The sequence below is a fragment of the Xanthomonas sp. 4461 genome, from assembly GCF_024806475.1.
GTDB lineage: Bacteria > Pseudomonadota > Gammaproteobacteria > Xanthomonadales > Xanthomonadaceae > Xanthomonas > Xanthomonas arboricola_F.
Genome location: NZ_JANTYV010000002.1, coordinates 546469 through 562617, shown reverse-complemented (window position 1 = coordinate 562617; position 16149 = coordinate 546469). Strand labels below are relative to the sequence as shown.

13 protein-coding genes are annotated in these 16149 nt (G+C 65.7%); 2 read left to right on the top strand and 11 right to left on the bottom strand.

Translation table 11 applies throughout. From position 1 onward, the window contains the following. Positions 1-121: 121 nt before the first annotated feature. Complete coding sequence (locus tag FHY19_RS10170; RefSeq protein WP_259153478.1) at positions 122-1465, bottom strand: polyhydroxyalkanoate depolymerase; 1344 nt, start codon at positions 1463-1465, stop codon at positions 122-124. 466 nt (positions 1466-1931) lie between these two features. Beyond that, complete coding sequence (locus FHY19_RS10165; RefSeq protein ID WP_259165711.1) at positions 1932-2534, bottom strand: class I SAM-dependent methyltransferase; 603 nt, start codon at positions 2532-2534, stop codon at positions 1932-1934. A 74-nt stretch (positions 2535-2608) separates the two neighbouring features. Here FHY19_RS10165 and FHY19_RS10160 point away from each other — a divergent pair, with 74 nt between their 5' ends. Continuing rightward, positions 2609-3055 (top strand): CopD family protein, encoded by a 447-nt coding sequence (locus FHY19_RS10160; protein WP_259153480.1) that lies wholly within the window; start codon positions 2609-2611, stop codon positions 3053-3055. A 152-nt stretch (positions 3056-3207) separates the two neighbouring features. Here FHY19_RS10160 and FHY19_RS10155 read toward each other — a convergent pair whose 3' ends face one another. The 8 genes from FHY19_RS10155 to lpxD all read right to left on the bottom strand — a co-directional run bounded on the left by FHY19_RS10155 (position 3208) and on the right by lpxD (position 13353). Continuing rightward, a complete protein-coding gene (locus FHY19_RS10155; RefSeq protein ID WP_259165708.1) occupies positions 3208-3963 on the bottom strand; it encodes a tetratricopeptide repeat protein in 756 nt (251 codons plus the stop codon). A gap of 64 nt (positions 3964-4027) precedes the next feature. Further along, positions 4028-4987 carry an acetyl-CoA carboxylase carboxyltransferase subunit alpha gene (locus FHY19_RS10150; RefSeq protein ID WP_259153482.1) on the bottom strand — a complete coding sequence of 320 codons (960 nt, stop codon included), beginning with the start codon at positions 4985-4987 and terminating at the stop codon, positions 4028-4030. A gap of 164 nt (positions 4988-5151) precedes the next feature. Beyond that, positions 5152-8742, bottom strand: coding sequence for a DNA polymerase III subunit alpha (gene dnaE, locus FHY19_RS10145; protein ID WP_259165705.1), 3591 nt, complete (start codon positions 8740-8742; stop codon positions 5152-5154). 286 nt (positions 8743-9028) lie between these two features. Then, positions 9029-9754: a ribonuclease HII gene (locus FHY19_RS10140; protein WP_259165703.1), complete on the bottom strand. Its 726-nt coding sequence runs from the start codon at positions 9752-9754 to the stop codon at positions 9029-9031. Beyond that, positions 9751-11070 (bottom strand): lipid-A-disaccharide synthase, encoded by a 1320-nt coding sequence (lpxB, locus tag FHY19_RS10135; RefSeq protein ID WP_259165698.1) that lies wholly within the window; start codon positions 11068-11070, stop codon positions 9751-9753. The genes FHY19_RS10140 and lpxB overlap by 4 nt, the downstream gene beginning before the upstream one ends. Then, on the bottom strand, positions 11067-11858 hold the full coding sequence (gene lpxA / locus FHY19_RS10130; RefSeq protein ID WP_259153486.1) for an acyl-ACP--UDP-N-acetylglucosamine O-acyltransferase: 792 nt from the start codon (positions 11856-11858) through the stop codon (positions 11067-11069). The genes lpxB and lpxA overlap by 4 nt, the downstream gene beginning before the upstream one ends. Positions 11859-11881: 23 nt before the next feature. Beyond that, positions 11882-12343, bottom strand: coding sequence for a 3-hydroxyacyl-ACP dehydratase FabZ (fabZ, locus tag FHY19_RS10125; protein ID WP_046963043.1), 462 nt, complete (start codon positions 12341-12343; stop codon positions 11882-11884). Next, positions 12340-13353 carry a UDP-3-O-(3-hydroxymyristoyl)glucosamine N-acyltransferase gene (gene lpxD, locus FHY19_RS10120; protein WP_259153487.1) on the bottom strand — a complete coding sequence of 338 codons (1014 nt, stop codon included), beginning with the start codon at positions 13351-13353 and terminating at the stop codon, positions 12340-12342. Before lpxD ends, fabZ begins: the two co-directional genes overlap by 4 nt. A 127-nt stretch (positions 13354-13480) precedes the next feature. Between lpxD and FHY19_RS10115 the strand changes: the two genes are divergently transcribed. Then, a complete protein-coding gene (locus FHY19_RS10115; RefSeq protein WP_259153488.1) occupies positions 13481-13672 on the top strand; it encodes a hypothetical protein in 192 nt (63 codons plus the stop codon). A 75-nt stretch (positions 13673-13747) separates the two neighbouring features. On the opposite strand, the gene bamA is transcribed toward FHY19_RS10115, so the two are convergent. Then, positions 13748-16114 (bottom strand): outer membrane protein assembly factor BamA, encoded by a 2367-nt coding sequence (bamA, locus tag FHY19_RS10110; RefSeq protein WP_259153489.1) that lies wholly within the window; start codon positions 16112-16114, stop codon positions 13748-13750. Positions 16115-16149 lie beyond the last annotated feature (35 nt).

The following is a 16149-nucleotide window of genomic DNA, read 5'->3' as shown; positions in this document are numbered from 1 at the left end:
CGCGAGTGGTTCAGACACGACGACGGCCGCACGCATGCGTTGCTGCAGATATGGATGAGGCAGTCGCGCGCATAAAGAAACGCTCCCGGTCGACGACGACCGGGAGCGTTTGTCCGTGCGCTCAGGCGCGCTTGCCGCGCTTGCGGATGGGCGTGACGGTGGCGGGGTCGCGGCTGCCGACCGGGTCTGCGTCATAGCGCGCGATGAACTCGCGCACCTGCGGGTAGACCACTTCGCGCCAGCGGCGGCCACTGAAAATGCCGTAATGGCCGGCACCTTCCACCACCAAATGACGGCGATGCGCCGCATCGATCCCGGTGCACAGATCGTGCACCGCTTCGGTCTGGCCGAGCCCGGCGATATCGTCCAGTTCGCCTTCGATGCTCAACAGGGCGGTGTTGCGGATCGCCGACGGCTTGACCAGCTGGCCGTCCACCTTCCACTTGCCCTGCGGCAGCAGGAAGTCCTGAAATACCACGCGGATCGTGTCCAGGTAGTACTCGGCCGGCATGTCGAGCACGGCGTTGTACTCGTCGTAGAACTGTCGATGCGCCTGCGCATCCTGCAGATCGCCCTTGACCAGATCGGTGTAGAAATCCCAATGCGACATCACATGCCGATTGGGGTTCATCGACAGGAAGCCGGCGTGCTGCAGAAAGCCTGGGTACACCTGGCGGCCATGCCCCGGATACGGGAATGGCACGGTGTGGATCAGGTTGTTCTGGAACCACTCGATGCCGTTTTCCGTCGCCAGGTTATTCACCTGGGTGGGGCTGCGGCGTGCATCGATCGGGCCGCCCATCATCACCAACGAGCGCGGCGTGGGTTCGTCGTTGGTCGCCATCAGTGACACCGCCGCCAACACCGGTACCGTGGGCTGGCATACGCTCACCACATGCAGGCGCTCGGCGCCGATATGGCGGATGAAGTCCTGGATATAGCTGATGTAGTCCTCGAGCCGGAACGCGCCTGCCTCCAGCGGCACCATGCGCGCGTCCACCCAGTCGGTCACATAGACCTTGTGGTTGCGCAGCAGCGTGCGCACGGTGTCGCGCAGCAGGGTGGCGTGATGGCCGGACAACGGCGCCACCACCAGCACGGCCGGTTGCTCCTTCATCTTGCCGATCAGCTCGACGTGGTCGCTGAAGCGCTTGAAGCGCAGCAGGCGACAGAAGGGCTTGCTCAGCACCTCGCGTTCGATGATCGGCAACGAATGGCCGTCGACCTCGACATCGTCCAGCGCCCAGGCCGGCTTTTCGTATTCCTTGCCCAGCCGATGGAACAGCTCGTTACTGGCCGCCATGCGTTCGGCGCCGGGCAGCGAAGCCCACAGGCTATCGGGGTCGGAGAACATCTTGGCGTTCGCCTGGGCCTGATGCACCCAGGGGGCTAGCAGATTGCGGGTCAGCTCATGCAGTTGATAAAGCATTCCACCCATCCGTGCGGTTTTGCTGCCGCGCAGCATACCGGGTTTGGCGCATTTGCACCTTAATGGGGCTGCGGACGGTAGAGGCTGTCATAGAAGGTATGGCGGGCGTAAGCAGCTTTCGGCTTGCAGATCGCGTTCGCCGGCAGGGTAAGCACCTCCCGGAACAGGGGGCGGGGTGAGGGGATGGGCGAAGCCACATGTGCATTCAAATTCCATGAGGCTTCGCACGTGCCCTCATCCGCCCCTGCGGGGCACCTTCGCCCGGCGCGAGAAGGAACAGTTTCGTGCGTCTGGAAGATAGCGTTCGCCAGCAAAGTAACGTCCGGCCTGCACAATCAAGCCCCTCTCCCTGCGGGGCGAGAAGGCATTGCTTGCGCGCCATGGCGCGCGTGCCTTGGAGCCCCCGCGCCGCAAGCGCGGGCCGGGGCGCGGAGTGGGGATTGGGGAGAGGGTACGGAGCGAAGCTACACGCAATAAGTGCCTCAAGTAGCCAACGGACTCGTCAACCGCGCTCCAGCGCAGATGTCTCATCTGCCAGCTGCGGCGACAACCAGCAATGCGACCCCAGCGCAGCGAATCCGACGCTGGCAAAGCGCTTGCGATACCAACGCGCCGGGCGGGGCTGGAAGCCGTCGTGGTCGCCTTCGAATGCGTCCTCCTGCGCAAAGGTCTCCAGAAACGCCACGCCCGCACACATGTCGGCCAGCCCCGGCAGGCCCTGGTTGAATTCGCGCGTGGGCACGTAATGCAGCACGTCCGAGCAGATCAGCAGGTCCACCGGTGCGCCGGGGCGTAGCCAGGCGAAATCGCCGAAGCGGGCGGGGTGGATCTGCCGGCTGCGTCCGTAGCGCTGCACGGCGTAGGCGCTGCTGTCGAAGCCCAGGTAGCTGAGCTTGGGCCGCAGCGCCAACAAGGGCGCGCGCCAGGCCGCTTCGCCGCAGCCGATATCCAGCACGCTGCGGATCGGTCGCTCCAGGTAATACTCGGCCTGTGCGACGGCGAGTGCGACCTTGCGTCGCAGGCGGGCCGGGTCGGCCAGCCCGGCATCGCGGTACCAGCGGCGGAAATACTGGGCGTCGTACTGTTTTTCGTCTGACTGCTGCATGGGGCTCAGCTGCTTTCGCGTGCGCGGATAGGTGAAAATGCGGGCCATCCTACGCGAGCCAGCGGAGCCAGCGCATGACCCTGTATTTGTGGATCAAGACCTTCCATCTGCTGTTCGTGATCGCCTGGATGGCGGCGGTGTTCTATCTGCCGCGCATTCTGGTCAACATCGCCGAAGCCGGCAGCGAGCCGTCCGTGCGTGCGCGGCTGGTACTGATGGGCCGCCGCCTCTACAGGTTCGGCCACAGCATGCTCGGTCTGGCGCTGCTGCTGGGTGCGGTGCTGTGGCAAGGCTATCGCGTGATCCCCGACTTCCCGACGATGGTGACCGGCGGCTGGCTGCACGCCAAGCTGTTGGCGGTGGCCTTGATCCTGGCGCATTACATCGTGGCCGGGCGCTGGTTGAAGGGCGTGGACCAGGGGCGCGCGGTCCCGAGCGGGCGGGCATTGCGCTTGTTCAACGAGGTGCCGGTGATCCTGCTGGTCGGTGTGATCTGGCTGGTGCTGGCCAAGCCTTTTTAGGCCGCGATACCGACAAGGCGGCGCAGCGTCGCCTTGTCGGCGTGTGCCACTCCGGTGCGGTCGCTGCATGGCGCGCTGGTCGCTGTCGCTGCATGCCATCAATGAGTGGGGAAGGGGCAGATTTGCGCAGATGGCGCATACCCCGGCCTGACTCAGGCGATCGAATCCAACTCGCGTAGGCCCTTGCGCGCCTGATCGATCCAGCCGCGTTGCTCACGCTGGTAATGCTTGGGCGAGGCGGCGGCGCGACGGATTACCTGGTCGAACACGGCCTTGGCTTGCTCCGGACGCGCAGCGCGTTGCAATAACTGCGCATAGCGCACGCGTGCCTCTTCGCCAGGATAGCCCTGCACCAGCGTCTGGTATTCGTGCAGCGCTTCTTCGATGGTGCCGCTGCTTTCCACCGCACGCGCGTATAGCAGATGCCCGTCATGTGAGCGGAAGTTGGGGTTTGCGGCGATCAAGGCATCCAGGGTCTGGCGTGCCTGCACGGCATTGCCAAGACCGAACTGCGCCTGCGCCAGCCCCAGCATTAGGTCCGGGTCGTCGCGATACAGCCCGCGCAAGGCGCCTTCGTAGACCTCGGCGGCCTGCGCATGGTTGCCCTGTTCGAGCAGGGTGCGGGCCAGCTGGCGGCGGTTTTCCGGAGTGTCGGAGACATCCAGTTTGCGTGCGGCATCGCGCTGGTCGCGCTGCGGGTCCAGCGTCCGGCGCACGCGTTGCAGGCTGCGGCGTGCGCTCGGGTCGTTACGCATGTCCGGGATGACCGCGACAAACGCGTAGATCAACACCGCCAGATATGAAAATGTCAGCAGGATCAGGATCCAGTACAGCGGCCGTCCGCTACGCACCACATGCACGCAGCAGGCGATCTGCAACACGATCGACAGAAGAATGAGGGGGCTCATGCCGGTAGGAGTCCTTGTCCCTGGTGCAAGTTCCTTGGGGCTCCGCCAGGCGGAGCCGCAGGATTCAGTTTCCTTCGTAGGCACCGTAGCTGCGCAGGCGCTCGTAACGCTGTTGCAGCAGCGCTTCGACCGGGATTTTCTCCAGCGCGTCGAGCTCGTTGAGCAGCACCGCTTTCAGGCGCTTGCCCATTTGCTCGGGGTTGCGGTGCGCGCCGCCGGTGGGTTCGCGGATCACCTTGTCGACCAGGCCCAGGCCCTTGAGTCGCTTGGCGGTCAGGCCGAGCTGTTCGGCGGCGTCTTTGGCCTTGGCCGCGTCCTTCCACAGGATCGAGGCGCAGCCTTCGGGCGAAATCACCGAGTAGGTGCCGTATTCCAGCATCAGGGTGCGGTCGCCCACGCCGATCGCCAGCGCGCCGCCGGAGCCGCCTTCGCCGATCACGGTGCAGATCACCGGAACCTTCAGCTCTGCCATTTCCAGCAGATTGCGCGCGATCGCCTCGGACTGGCCGCGTTCTTCGGCGCCGATGCCCGGGTAGGCGCCGGGGGTATCGATGAAGGTCAGCAACGGCAGCCGGAAGCGCTCGGCCAGCTTCATCAGGCGCAGCGCCTTGCGGTAGCCCTCCGGGCGCGGCATGCCGAAGTTGCGCGCCACCTTGGTCTTGGTATCGCGGCCCTTCTGGTGCCCGATGATCACCACCGGGCGGCCATCGATGCGGCCCAGGCCACCGACGATGGCCTTGTCGTCGGCATAGGCGCGGTCGCCGGCCAGCTCCTGGAATTGGTCGCAGATGGTATTGATGTAGTCCAGCGTGTACGGGCGCTGCGGGTGGCGCGCCAGCTGCGAGATCTGCCACGACGACAGGTCGCGGAAGATCTGTGCGGTGCGCACGCGTGCCTTGTCGCGCAGCGCCCGCACCTCGGTCTCCACGTTGACCGCAGGGCCGGTACTGGCGTTGCGCAGTTCCTGGATCTTGGCTTCCAGATCGGCGATGGGTTGCTCGAAGTCGAGGTAGTTAGGATTCATGCAATGGCGTCGTCAACGTAAGGCGGGGAGTGTAGCTGAAGCGGTGTGGCTGGCCCGTACGGGGGCGTTGGGAGCGGAATCGGGAATGGAGAATCGGGAATCAGAGCAAGGTATCCGGCCGCCACGCTGTTGCGATTCCCGATTCCCGATTCCCGATTCCCGATTCATTGCGCCCACGGTGGGCTGTACTTGATCTTCAAGGTCCGCACCGCCGGGTCGGCGCGCAGGCTGTCCATCAGGTGCTGGTCGATGCGCACCGAGTGGCTGCCGTTGAGGTCGAGCATGCCGGCCACGCCGCCGCTGGGCGCGCGCAGCAGCAGGTCCAGGCGCAGGGGGGTCTTGCCGGGGCGGTGCTTGGCCAGCAACGCGTCGATGCGTTTCCATGCCTGCTTCTCGCGCAGGTCCAGGCGCAGCGACAGACGTTGCGCATGCTCGGCGCAGATCTGCTCGTAGTCCCAGCACTGGCGGATGCGCAGGCTGTAGCCGCCGTTGAATTCGTCCTCGCGCAGGCCGCCCTTGACGATCAGGATGCGGTCGCGGGTGAGCAGGTGGCCGAATTCGGCCATCGCATCGGAAAATGCGCTGCATTCCACCCGCCCGCGTCCGTCTTCGAGCTGCACGAACACCTGGCTGTCGCCCTTGCGGCGCACGCCGATCACCTGGCCGGCCAGGATGGCGCTGACTTCCGGGCGCCATGCACGTTTTTCGCCATCGCCACCGCCGCCACCGCCGCGTTGTTGCGAGGCCAGGATCTTTTCCAGTGCGCCCAGGTCGCAGCCGACCAGTTCGCGCACTTCGTCGCGATGCGGGTCGAACGGGTGGCCGCTGAGGTAGAAGCCCAGCGTTTCGCGCTCGCCGGTGAGCAACTGGCCCAGCGGCCATTCCTTGCTTTCGGGCAGGTCCAGCCGCATCGCCGGGGCGCTCGGGTCCGGCCCGCCGAACAGCGAGTTCTGCCCCGAGGCGCGTTCGCGCGCCATCTGCTCGGTGGCCTTCATCACTTCCGGCAATTGCAGCATCAGCGAGGCGCGGTTGCTGCCCAGCCCATCCATCGCGCCGGCATTGATCATCGCTTCCAGCGTGCGGCGGTTGAGCTTTGCGGTGCCCACACGCGTGCAGAAATCCAGCAGCGTGGTGTAGGGGCCGCCGCGCTGGCGTTCTTCGACGATCGCCTCGCAGGCGCCCTGGCCGACGCCCTTGATCGCGCCCAGGCCGTATTGAATCGTGTCCGGGCTGGCGGCTTCGAACATGTAGGCCGATTCGTTGACCCGCGGCGGCTTGACGGTGAGGCCGAGGTTGCGCACCTCATCCAGGAAGCCGACCACCTTGTCGGTGTTGTCCATGTCCGAGGACAGCGTCGCGGCCATGAATTCGGCCGGGTAATGCCGCTTCAGCCAGGCGGTCTGGTAGCTGACCAGCGCGTAGGCGGCCGCGTGCGACTTGTTGAAGCCGTAGCCGGCGAACTTCTCCATCAGGTCGAAGATTTCGTCTGCCTTGGCCGCGCTCACCCCGCCCTTGGCCGCGCCTTCGCGGAAGATCTCGCGGTGCTTGGCCATTTCGGCCGGCACCTTCTTGCCCATCGCACGACGCAACAGGTCGGCGCCGCCCAGCGAATAATCGCCGACGATCTGCGCCATCTGCATCACCTGCTCCTGATACACCATGATGCCGTAGGTGTCTTTCAGGATGACTTCGGTGCGCGGATCCGGATAGACGATCTCCTGCTGGCCGTGCTTACGCGCGTTGAAGTCCGGGATCAGGTCCATCGGGCCGGGGCGGTACAGCGACACCAGCGCGATCAGGTCTTCGAAGCGGTCCGGGCGCGCGTCCTTGAGCAGGCGACGCATGCCCGAGGACTCGAACTGGAACACCGCACCGGTATTGCCCGAGGCGAACACGCCTTTGTAGGTGGGCACGTCGTCGAGCGGAATGGTGGTGATGTCGACCGGGTCGATGCCGGCGCGCGCATGGCGCACGTTGATCGCCTTGACCGCCCAATCGATGATGGTCAGGGTGCGCAGGCCGAGGAAGTCGAACTTCACCAGGCCCACCGCTTCGACATCGTCCTTGTCGAACTGGGTCACCGGGTTCTTGCCGCGGCCGTCTTCGTCGTGTTCTGCGAACAGCGGACAGAACTCGGACAGCGGATCGGGCGCGATCACCACGCCACCGGCGTGCTTGCCGGCGTTGCGGGTGAGGTCTTCGAGCTGGCGCGCAAGGTCCATCAGGTCGCGTACGTCGTCTTCGACCTGGTAGCGCTGGATCAGGTCCGGCGAGGCCATCTCCGAATCCTTGCCTTCGCCCATCGCATCCTTGAGCGTGATGCCCAGGATGTTGGGGATCAGCTTGGCGACGCTGTCGACCAACCCGTACGTGAAGCCAAGCACGCGCCCGGCGTCGCGCACCACCGCCTTGGCGGCCATGGTGCCGTAGGTGATGATCTGGCTGACCCGTTCGCGCCCGTACTTGCGCGCCACGTAGTCGATCACCTCGTCGCGGCGGTCCATGCAGAAGTCGATGTCGAAGTCGGGCATCGACACGCGCTCGGGGTTCAAAAAGCGCTCGAACAGCAGGTTGTACGGCAGTGGGTCCAGGTCGGTGATCTGCAGCGCCCAGGCCACCAGCGAACCGGCACCGGAACCGCGGCCCGGGCCGATCGGGATGCCTTGATTCTTGCCCCACTGGATGAAGTCGGCCACGATCAGGAAGTAGCCGGGGAAGCCCATCTTGATGATGGTGTCCAGCTCGAATTCCAGCCGGTCGACGTAGTCCTGGCGGGTCTTGCCGGGCGCGATCGGGTTCTTTTCCAGGCGTGCGGCCAGACCGTCGCGCGACTGGCTGCGGATCCAGCTGTCCAGCGTCTCGTCTTCGGGCACCGGGTAGGCGGGCAGGAAGTAGGTGCCCAGGCGCATCTCGATGTTGCAGCGCTGCGCCAGCGCATGCGTGTTGTCGATGGCATCGGGCACGTCGGCGAACAGCGCGGCCATTTCGTCGCCGGATTTCAGGTACTGCTGGTCGCTGTAGTCGCGCGGTCGCTTGGGGTCGTCGAGCACGCGGCCGGAGGAGATGCACACGCGCGCCTCGTGCGCGTTGAAGTCGCTGGCATACAGAAACCGCACGTCATTGCTGGCCACCACCGGCAGCCCGCGCACGCCGGCGGCATGCAGGGCGAACTGGTTGAAGCGTTCCTCGCCCTCGCGTCCGGTGCGGGTCAGTTCCAGATGCAGGCCATCGCCGAACACGCGCTGCCAGTCGGCCAGCTGCTGCTCGGCCAGATCGGCGCGGCCTTCGGAAAACAGGCGCCCGGCCAGGCTGTCGCGGCCGGCCAGGGCGAACAGGTTGGCGTGCCCGGCCTGCAGCCATTCCGGGTGGATCGCCACCCCGCCTTCGGGGCGGTGGCCTTCCATCCAGGCGCGCGTCAGCAGCCGCGACAGGCTCAGGTAGCCTTCGCGGTCGCGGCACAGCAGGGTCATGCGCCAGGGCGTCATGTCCGGGGTGGCGATCATCACGTCGGCGCCGGCGATCGGCTTGATGCCCACGCCTTCGGCGGCCTTGTAGAACTTGACCAGCGCGAACAGGTTGTTGAGGTCGGTGACCGCCAGCGCGGGCATGTCGAGTTCGACCGCGCGGCTCAGCAGGTTGGCCTGCTTGGCCTTTTTCGGGTCAGCCTGATCCGGTTTCTCGGGCACACGGATGGTGGAATCCGCCAGCGAGAACTCGGTGTGGACGTGCAGATGGACGAAACGGGAAGTGGACATGCGAGGCCGGAATAATGCGCGGTCAGGGTAACGAGCGTGGTCCGGTCGAACAAGGCTTGACAGCGCCGGCGCAGGGCCGCGGCCAGCTACCACGGGGGCTGGGCGCTGCGGCCGATTCAGGCTTCGGCTAGCTGCGTGCGGCGCAGCGGTGGCGATTGCGCGGATCGGCGGCCTGCGGACGCGGGTGTGCGAGGTTCGATACTCGAGGCCCCGGGCGAACCGGCTGTGTACGCGTCAATGGAGGGATGGCGCCGGTAGCGGACCGGTCTGCCTGGGGTGCGGTCGTTCAGTCGGCCCGCAACAGGTCGTCGGCCGGGGCCGCGCAGGGCACGTCCCACGGCGACTGCGCCGCCTCGATTCCCAAGGCACGCCGTACCGGGGCGAAGCTGCGGCGGTGCTGCGGGCACGGTCCGTGGCTGCGCAGCGCGGCCAGATGCACCGGCGTGGCGTAGCCCTTGTGCTGGTCGAAGCGGTATTCGGGATGCTCGGTGTGCAGCTGCTGCATCAGGCGGTCGCGGGTGACCTTGGCGACAATCGAGGCGGCCATGATGGCGCGATCGAGCGCATCGCCGCCGATCAAGGCCTCGGCCGGGCAGGGCAGCCCCTTGGGTACGCGGTTGCCGTCGATCCGCGCAAACCCTGCCACGTGCGCCACGCCTTCCACCGCGCGCCGCATGCCGAGCATGGTGGCCTGGTAGATGTTGATGCGGTCGATCTCTTCGCTGTCGATCAGCACCACCGACCAGGCCAGCGCCCGCTCGACGATGCGCGCGTACAGCTGCTCGCGGCGCTGCGCGGTCAGTTGCTTGGAATCGTCCAGCCCGTTGATGCGCGGCTTGGCAGGATCGAACACCACCGCAGCCACCGCCACCGGCCCGGCGAGCGGACCGCGGCCGGCCTCGTCGACACCGGCAATCAGGCGGGAATCGGGAATCGGGATTGGGGAATCGTGGAAGAGCGTGTCCTGCGTCGTCGGAACGACAACGGCACTGTGGAAGCTCGAGCGTTTCATGGCCCAGCTCCTGCCGATTCCCCATTCCCGATTCCCGATTCCGGCTGCGTCAGCAGCTCCGCCACCGCATCGGCCGCACGCGCCGACGCATCGCGGCGCAGCTCGGCGTGCAGGGCCAGATAGCGCGGTTGCAGGGCCGCGACTTTTTCCGGGTGCTTGAACCAGTCCAGCAGCGCCACGCATAGGCGTTCCGGGGTGCAGTCGTCCTGCATCAGCTCCGGTGCCAGGTCGTCGTTGGCCAGGATGTTGGGCAGTGCGTAGCGGTTGACCTTGAGCAGGCCCAGTGTCCTGACGATGCGGTAGGTCAGCGGGGCGACCTTGTAGCCGACCACCATCGGGCGCTTGACCAGCATCGCCTCCAGCGTGGCGGTGCCCGACGCCAGCAGCACCACGTCGGCGGCCAGCATCGCGGTGCGCGCCTGGCCATCGAGCAGGTGCGAGCGCAGCACCGGCAACGAACTGCGCGATAGCTGCTCGGCCAGCAGTTGTTTGCAGCCCGGGTTGGCGGCGGGCACCAGTACGTGCAGGTTGGGCAGGTGCTCGGACACCAGCCAGGCGGCCTGGAAAAAGGTGTCGCCCAGCTTGGTGATCTCGCCATGCCGGCTGCCCGGCAGCACCGCCAGCACGGTGCTGGAGGCGGAGATGCCCAGGGCCGCGCGGGCCGCCTCGCGGTCGGCCTTGTAGGCGATGTCGTCGGCCATCGGGTGGCCGACAAAGCGCGCATCGATGCCGTGCCTGGCATAGATCGGCGGCTCCATCGGAAACAGGCACAGCACCAGGTCGGCGCTGGCACCGATCTTCTCGGCACGTTTCTCGCGCCATGCCCAGACCGATGGGCTGACGTAATGCACGGTGCGCACGCCGCGCTGCTTGAGCCAGCGCTCTACCGGCAGATTGAAATCGGGTGCGTCGATGCCGATGAACACGTCCGGCTTCCACGCCAGCGCGCGCTCGCGGAACGCGCGGCGCAGCTTCAACAGCCGCGGCAGATGCTGCAGCACTTCGGTCAGCCCCATCACCGCCAGCTCGCTGGCATCGAACCAGGTCTGGCAACCGGCACCACGCATCGCGTCGCCGCCGATGCCGACGAACTCGGCATTCGGATAACGTCGCTTCAATTCATCGATCAACCCGGCGCCGAGGATGTCGCCGGAAGCTTCGCCGGCGATCAGGGCGATGCGTGGGGCGCGCTCGCGCGCGCTGGGAATCGGGAGTGGGGAATGGGGAATCGGCAGTGCCGTCGGGTGGCCGACGACAGACGCGTCGTCGTGCGCGCCCGCAGCGATTCCCGACTCCCGATTCCCGATTCCCGTCATCGCAACAACGGCCTTTCCGCCGCCTCGATGAACTCGAGCAGCCCGCGCACGTCCTCGCTGCTCTTGGCCTGTTCGGCCAGCTGCGCCTTGGCCTCGGCCAACGGCAGCCCGGCGACGTACAGCGTGCGGTAGGCGCGCTTGATCGCGGTGATGCGCTCGGCATCGAAGCCGCGACGCTTGAGCCCTTCGCTGTTGATGCCGCGCGGGCGGCCCAGCGATTCGCTGCCGACCATGGTGAACGGCGGCACGTCGCCGTTGGTCAGCGCGCCCATGCCCAGGAAGGCGTGCGCGCCGATCCGGCAGAACTGATGCGCGCCGGCAAAGCCGCTGATGATCACGTAGTCGCCCACGGTGACATGGCCGGCCAGGGTGGTGTTGTTGGAAAACACGCAGTGGTTGCCGACATGGCAGTCGTGCGCCACGTGGGTGTAGGCCAGCATCCAGTTGTCGTCGCCGACCACGGTGATGCCGCCACCGCCGCCGGTGCCGCGGTTGATGGTGACAAATTCGCGGATCACGTTGCCGTCGCCGATCACCAGTTCGGTGCGCTCGCCGGCGTACTTCTTGTCCTGCGGTTCGCCGCCGATCGCCGCATGCCCGATAAACCGGTTGTTGCGGCCGATCCGGGTCGGGCCGTGGATCGAGCAATGCGGCCCCACCTCGGTGCCGGCGCCGATCTGCACGTCGGCGCCGATCAGCGAAAACGCGCCAACGCGCACGTCGTCGGCCAGTTGCGCCGACGGGTCGATGACGGCGGTGGGATGAATCAAGGGTGCTTGATCACGCATCGTGTCTCACCTCCAAAAACGGGTTATTCCTTGGCGCCGGCGCACATGACTTCGGCACTGGCCACGATCTCGCCGTTGACCTTGGCCTCGCCGTAATAGCATCCCATGTTGCGGATCAGGCGCTTCATCTGCACCTCCAGGATCAGCACATCGCCCGGCACCACCTGCTTGTTGAAGCGCGCGTTGTCGACCTTGACCATGTAGAACAGCTTGGACAGCGCATCGCGGCCCAGGCCAAGCTGGGTCATCACACCGCCGGCCTGCGCCAGCGCCTCGATGATCAGCACACCCGGCATCACCGGACGGCTCGGGAAGTGGCCCTGGAAGAACGGCTCGTTGATGCTGACGTTCTTCTGGCCAACGATGCGCTTGGCTTCCAGGTCCAGTTCGATGACCCGGTCGATCAACAGGAACGGGTAGCGGTGCGGGATTAGCGTCTGGATCTGGTTGACGTCGATCGGCAGCTCGTAAACGGGGTGACTCATGCGTTCTCCTTGCCCACAGCCAGGATGCGCCTTGCCAGCGCATCGAGTTGTTTGAAGCGCGCGGCATTCTTGCGCCACGTGCGGTTGTCGGTGAGAGGGGTGCCGGACGAATACTCGCCCGGCTCATGGATGGAATTGCGCACCACCGACTTGCCGGTGATCACGACCTTGTCGCAGATCTCCAGGTGGCCGACCACGCCGACGTGCCCGCCGAGCAGGCAATACCGGCCGATCTTGGCGCTGCCGGCAATGCCGGTGCAGCCGGCGATCGCGCTGTGCGCGCCGATCCGGCAGTTGTGGGCGATCTGCACCAGGTTGTCCACGCGCACGTCTTCTTCGAGCACGGTATCTTCCAGCGCGCCGCGGTCGATGCAGGTGTTGGCGCCGATCTCGCAGTCGTCGCCGATCACCACACCACCCAGCTGCGGCACCTTGATCCAGTGGCCGGCATCCATCGCCAGGCCGAAGCCATCGGCGCCGATCACCGCGCCGGGATGAATCCGCACGCGCTTGCCCAGCCGCACGCGGGTGACCAGGGTGACGCGGGCGATCAGCTCGCTGCCGTCGTCCACCACGCAGTCTTCGCCGATGATGCTGCCGGTGCCGATGATGCAGCCATCGCCCACGCGGCTGCGCGCACCGATGCTGACGAACGGCCCGACATGTGCACCGGGCGACACCTGCGCGCTGGGGTCGATCACCGCCAGGGGATGAATGCCGGGCTCGCGCACCGGCGCCACGTCGAACAACGCGGCGATCTTGGCGAATGCGGTGTACGGGTCCTTGGCAACCAGCACGGTGCCGTGCGCCGCCTCAGCGTCATCGGCGCGCACCACCACCACCGCCGCGTGCGTGTCGGCCAGCTGCGGCCGGTAGCGCGGGTTGGACAGGAAGCTCAGCTGGCCCGCTCCGGCGTGCGCCAGCGTCGCCACCCCGGTGACTTCGGTTGCGCCGTCGCCAACGACGGTCAGACCAAATTGTTCGGCAATCGCACTGGCGGTTAGGGGCATCAGGTGAACCTCTTGTAAACAGTAAGTGGCTGTTTTTACGGAAAAAAAACATCGCCAAGAATCCGCCAAACAGTCAGGCGTATCTGTTGCCTGGCCGCAACCGAGCGGCTAACCCAGGAAGAAGCATATGAAAACTCTCCTCTCCATGTTCGCCGGCGTCGTCCTGCTGGGCGCAGTCAGCAGCGCCTCGGCCGACGATTTCGCGCAGCAGCGCGCCGACGCTCAGAGCTTCTGGGACCAGCAGGTCCAGTGCGTCAATCCGTCCGATTGGAGCGGTACGGCCAGCTGCCTGAGCACGCTGTTCCAGAGCTACCTCTGAACCGGTAGCGCTTCAGCTACGACAGACAAACGATGGCGGCCCGATCAATCGGGCCGCCATTGTCTTGTGTGCGTCTTAGAACTGGCCGCCGAAGGTGAACTGCAGGCGCTCGATCTCGTCGTTGTCTTCCTTCTTCAGCGGGAACGCGTAGCTGATCGAAATGGGGCCGACCGGAGCGCGCCACAACAGCGCCACACCGGTGGAGGCGCGCAGCTCGTTGGCCTTGAAGTTGTCCACGCCGCTGTACACGTTGCCGAAGTCGAAGAACGCCGACACGCGCGCCGACGGGCTGTCGAACAGCTTGGGGAAATACATTTCCACCGAACCGACGGTCTTGAACGAACCACCCAGCGGCTGGCCGCGGTTGAAGCCGTTGATCGGCTCCGAACGCGGACCCAGGGTGTTGTCTTCGAAGCCGCGCACCGAATTGGTACCGCCGGCGTAGAAGTTCTCGTAGAACGGCAGGCCGGTGGCGGTGATGGTGCGCGAGGTGCCATCGGGGTTGGTGACTACGCGGGTGCTGTCGTTGCCGTAGCTGTCGCCGTAACCCAGCTCGAAGCGGGTGTTCAACACCAGCGCCGGGATGATCGGCCAGTAGTTGGAGATCTGGTAGTTGAGCTTGTAGTACTCGACTGTCGAGCCGGGCAGGGTGGTTTCCAGGCCGACGCGCTGGTACATGCCGCGGGTGGGCATGAAGAAGTCGTTGCGGGTATCGCGCGCCCAACCCAGCTCGCTGCGCCAGGCATGGAAGGTGCGCGTGCCGATCGCATCGATGTAGTCGACGATCGCCTGCGGCGTGGTGCCCGGGAAGGTGGTGATCTGATTGCTGTCGATTCCCACCATTGCCGAGACAGTGTCGTTCTCGGTGATCGGCACGCCGAACACTACCTGCGCCGAGCCGTTCTTGCTGTTGAACTGCGCGGTGTTGAAGTCCGAGTAATCCAGCGAACGCCACGACAGGTTGTAGCCCAGCGACACGCCGTCGTCGGTAAAGAACGGGTTGGTGTAGGAGAACGCGTAACGCTGCTGGAAGGTGCTGCGCGAGGCTTCCACCGCCACGCGGTTACCGCCGCCCAGGAAGTTGTTCTGCGACAACTGTACCGAGGTGGTCACACCGAAGCTTTGCGAATACCCCAGGCCGAACACGAAGCTGCCGGAGGTGGTTTCCTTGACGTCGTAGATCACGTCAACCTGGTCGTTGCTGCCAGGCACCGCCGGGGTCTCCACGTTCACCGACTCGAAATAGCCCAGGCGCTGCAGACGGATCTTGGAACGGTCGATCGCAGCCTGCGAGTACCAGGTGTTCTCGAACTGGCGCATTTCGCGGCGCAAGACCTCGTCGGAGGTGCGGCTGTTGCCCTTGTAGAGGATGCGGCGCACGGTCACGCGCGGGCCCGGCACCACCTGCAGGTTCACCGCAACCGTGCGGTCCTCGCGGTTGGGGGTTGGAATCGGGTTGACCTTGGCGAATGCGTAACCGACGTTGCTCAGCGTGTTGGTGATCGCATCGGAGGTGTATTCCAGCAGCGCGCGCGAGAAGATGTCGCCGGCCTTGGGGATGACCAGGCGCTCGATGTCGGCCTGTGGCAGCACGGTGTCGCCGGTGACCTTGATCTCGGAAATCTTGTACTGCTCGCCCTCGGTGACGCCAGCGCTGACGAACATGTCGCGCTTGTCGGGGCTGATCGACACCTGGGTGGAGTCGATGCTGAAATCGACATAGCCACGGTCCAGGTACCAGGAATTGAGCTTCTCCAGGTCGCCGGACATCTTTTCCTTGGAGTACTGGTCGTCGCGGCGATACCACGAGGCCCAGTTGTGCTCCTTGGATTCCCAGTTCTCCAGGATGTCCTCGTTGGCGAACTTCTCGGTGCCGATCAGGTTGACGTGGCGGATCTTGGCCGCCTTGCCTTCCTTGATCGCGATGGCCACATCGACGCGGTTGCGGTCCAGCGGGCTCACCGTCGGGGTGATCTCGACGTTGTACTTGCCGCGGTTGTTGTACTGGCGGGTCAGTTCCTGGGTCACGCGGTCCAGGCTCAGCCGGTCGAAGGTGCCGCCCTCGGTCAGGCCGATGTCGCCCAGGCCCTTGAGCAGTTCCTCGGACTTGATGTCCTTGTTGCCGGTCACGGTGAGCTTGTTGATCGCCGGGCGCTCCTTGACCGTGATCACCAGGATGTTGCCCTGGCGGTCCAGCTGTACGTCCTCGAAGAAGCCGGTGCGGTACAGCGCCCGGATCGAGTCGGCCACCTTGGTGTCGTCCACGGTGTCGCCGCGGTTCACCGGCAGGTACGTGAACACGGTGCCGGAAGCGATGCGCTGCAGGCCGTCGACGCGGATGTCGCTGGCAACGAACGGCTCTGCGGCCAGGGCAACGGCTGGCAGGCTGAGGCCGGCGGCAAGAGCGAGGGCAAGCAGGCGGCGAGTGGGAAGACGCGTCATGTCACATCCGGTTGGAGTCGATTTCGGGTGTTGCT

Bases quoted from the DNA above. Each gene is read 5' to 3' on its own strand.
- FHY19_RS10165 (WP_259165711.1), bottom strand. From the start codon at position 2,534: ATGCAGCAGTCAGACGAAAAACAGTACGACGCCCAGTATTTCCGCCGC.
- lpxD (WP_259153487.1), bottom strand. From the start codon at position 13,353: ATGCCCCTAACCGCCAGTGCGATTGCCGAACAATTTGGTCTGACCGTC.
- bamA (WP_259153489.1), bottom strand. From the start codon at position 16,114: ATGACGCGTCTTCCCACTCGCCGCCTGCTTGCCCTCGCTCTTGCCGCC.
- FHY19_RS10115 (WP_259153488.1), top strand. From the start codon at position 13,481: ATGAAAACTCTCCTCTCCATGTTCGCCGGCGTCGTCCTGCTGGGCGCA.
- dnaE (WP_259165705.1), bottom strand. From the start codon at position 8,742: ATGTCCACTTCCCGTTTCGTCCATCTGCACGTCCACACCGAGTTCTCG.
- FHY19_RS10170 (WP_259153478.1), bottom strand. From the start codon at position 1,465: ATGCTGCGCGGCAGCAAAACCGCACGGATGGGTGGAATGCTTTATCAA.
- fabZ (WP_046963043.1), bottom strand. From the start codon at position 12,343: ATGAGTCACCCCGTTTACGAGCTGCCGATCGACGTCAACCAGATCCAG.
- lpxA (WP_259153486.1), bottom strand. From the start codon at position 11,858: ATGCGTGATCAAGCACCCTTGATTCATCCCACCGCCGTCATCGACCCG.
- FHY19_RS10155 (WP_259165708.1), bottom strand. From the start codon at position 3,963: ATGAGCCCCCTCATTCTTCTGTCGATCGTGTTGCAGATCGCCTGCTGC.
- FHY19_RS10150 (WP_259153482.1), bottom strand. From the start codon at position 4,987: ATGAATCCTAACTACCTCGACTTCGAGCAACCCATCGCCGATCTGGAA.
- FHY19_RS10140 (WP_259165703.1), bottom strand. From the start codon at position 9,754: ATGAAACGCTCGAGCTTCCACAGTGCCGTTGTCGTTCCGACGACGCAG.
- FHY19_RS10160 (WP_259153480.1), top strand. From the start codon at position 2,609: ATGACCCTGTATTTGTGGATCAAGACCTTCCATCTGCTGTTCGTGATC.
- lpxB (WP_259165698.1), bottom strand. From the start codon at position 11,070: ATGACGGGAATCGGGAATCGGGAGTCGGGAATCGCTGCGGGCGCGCAC.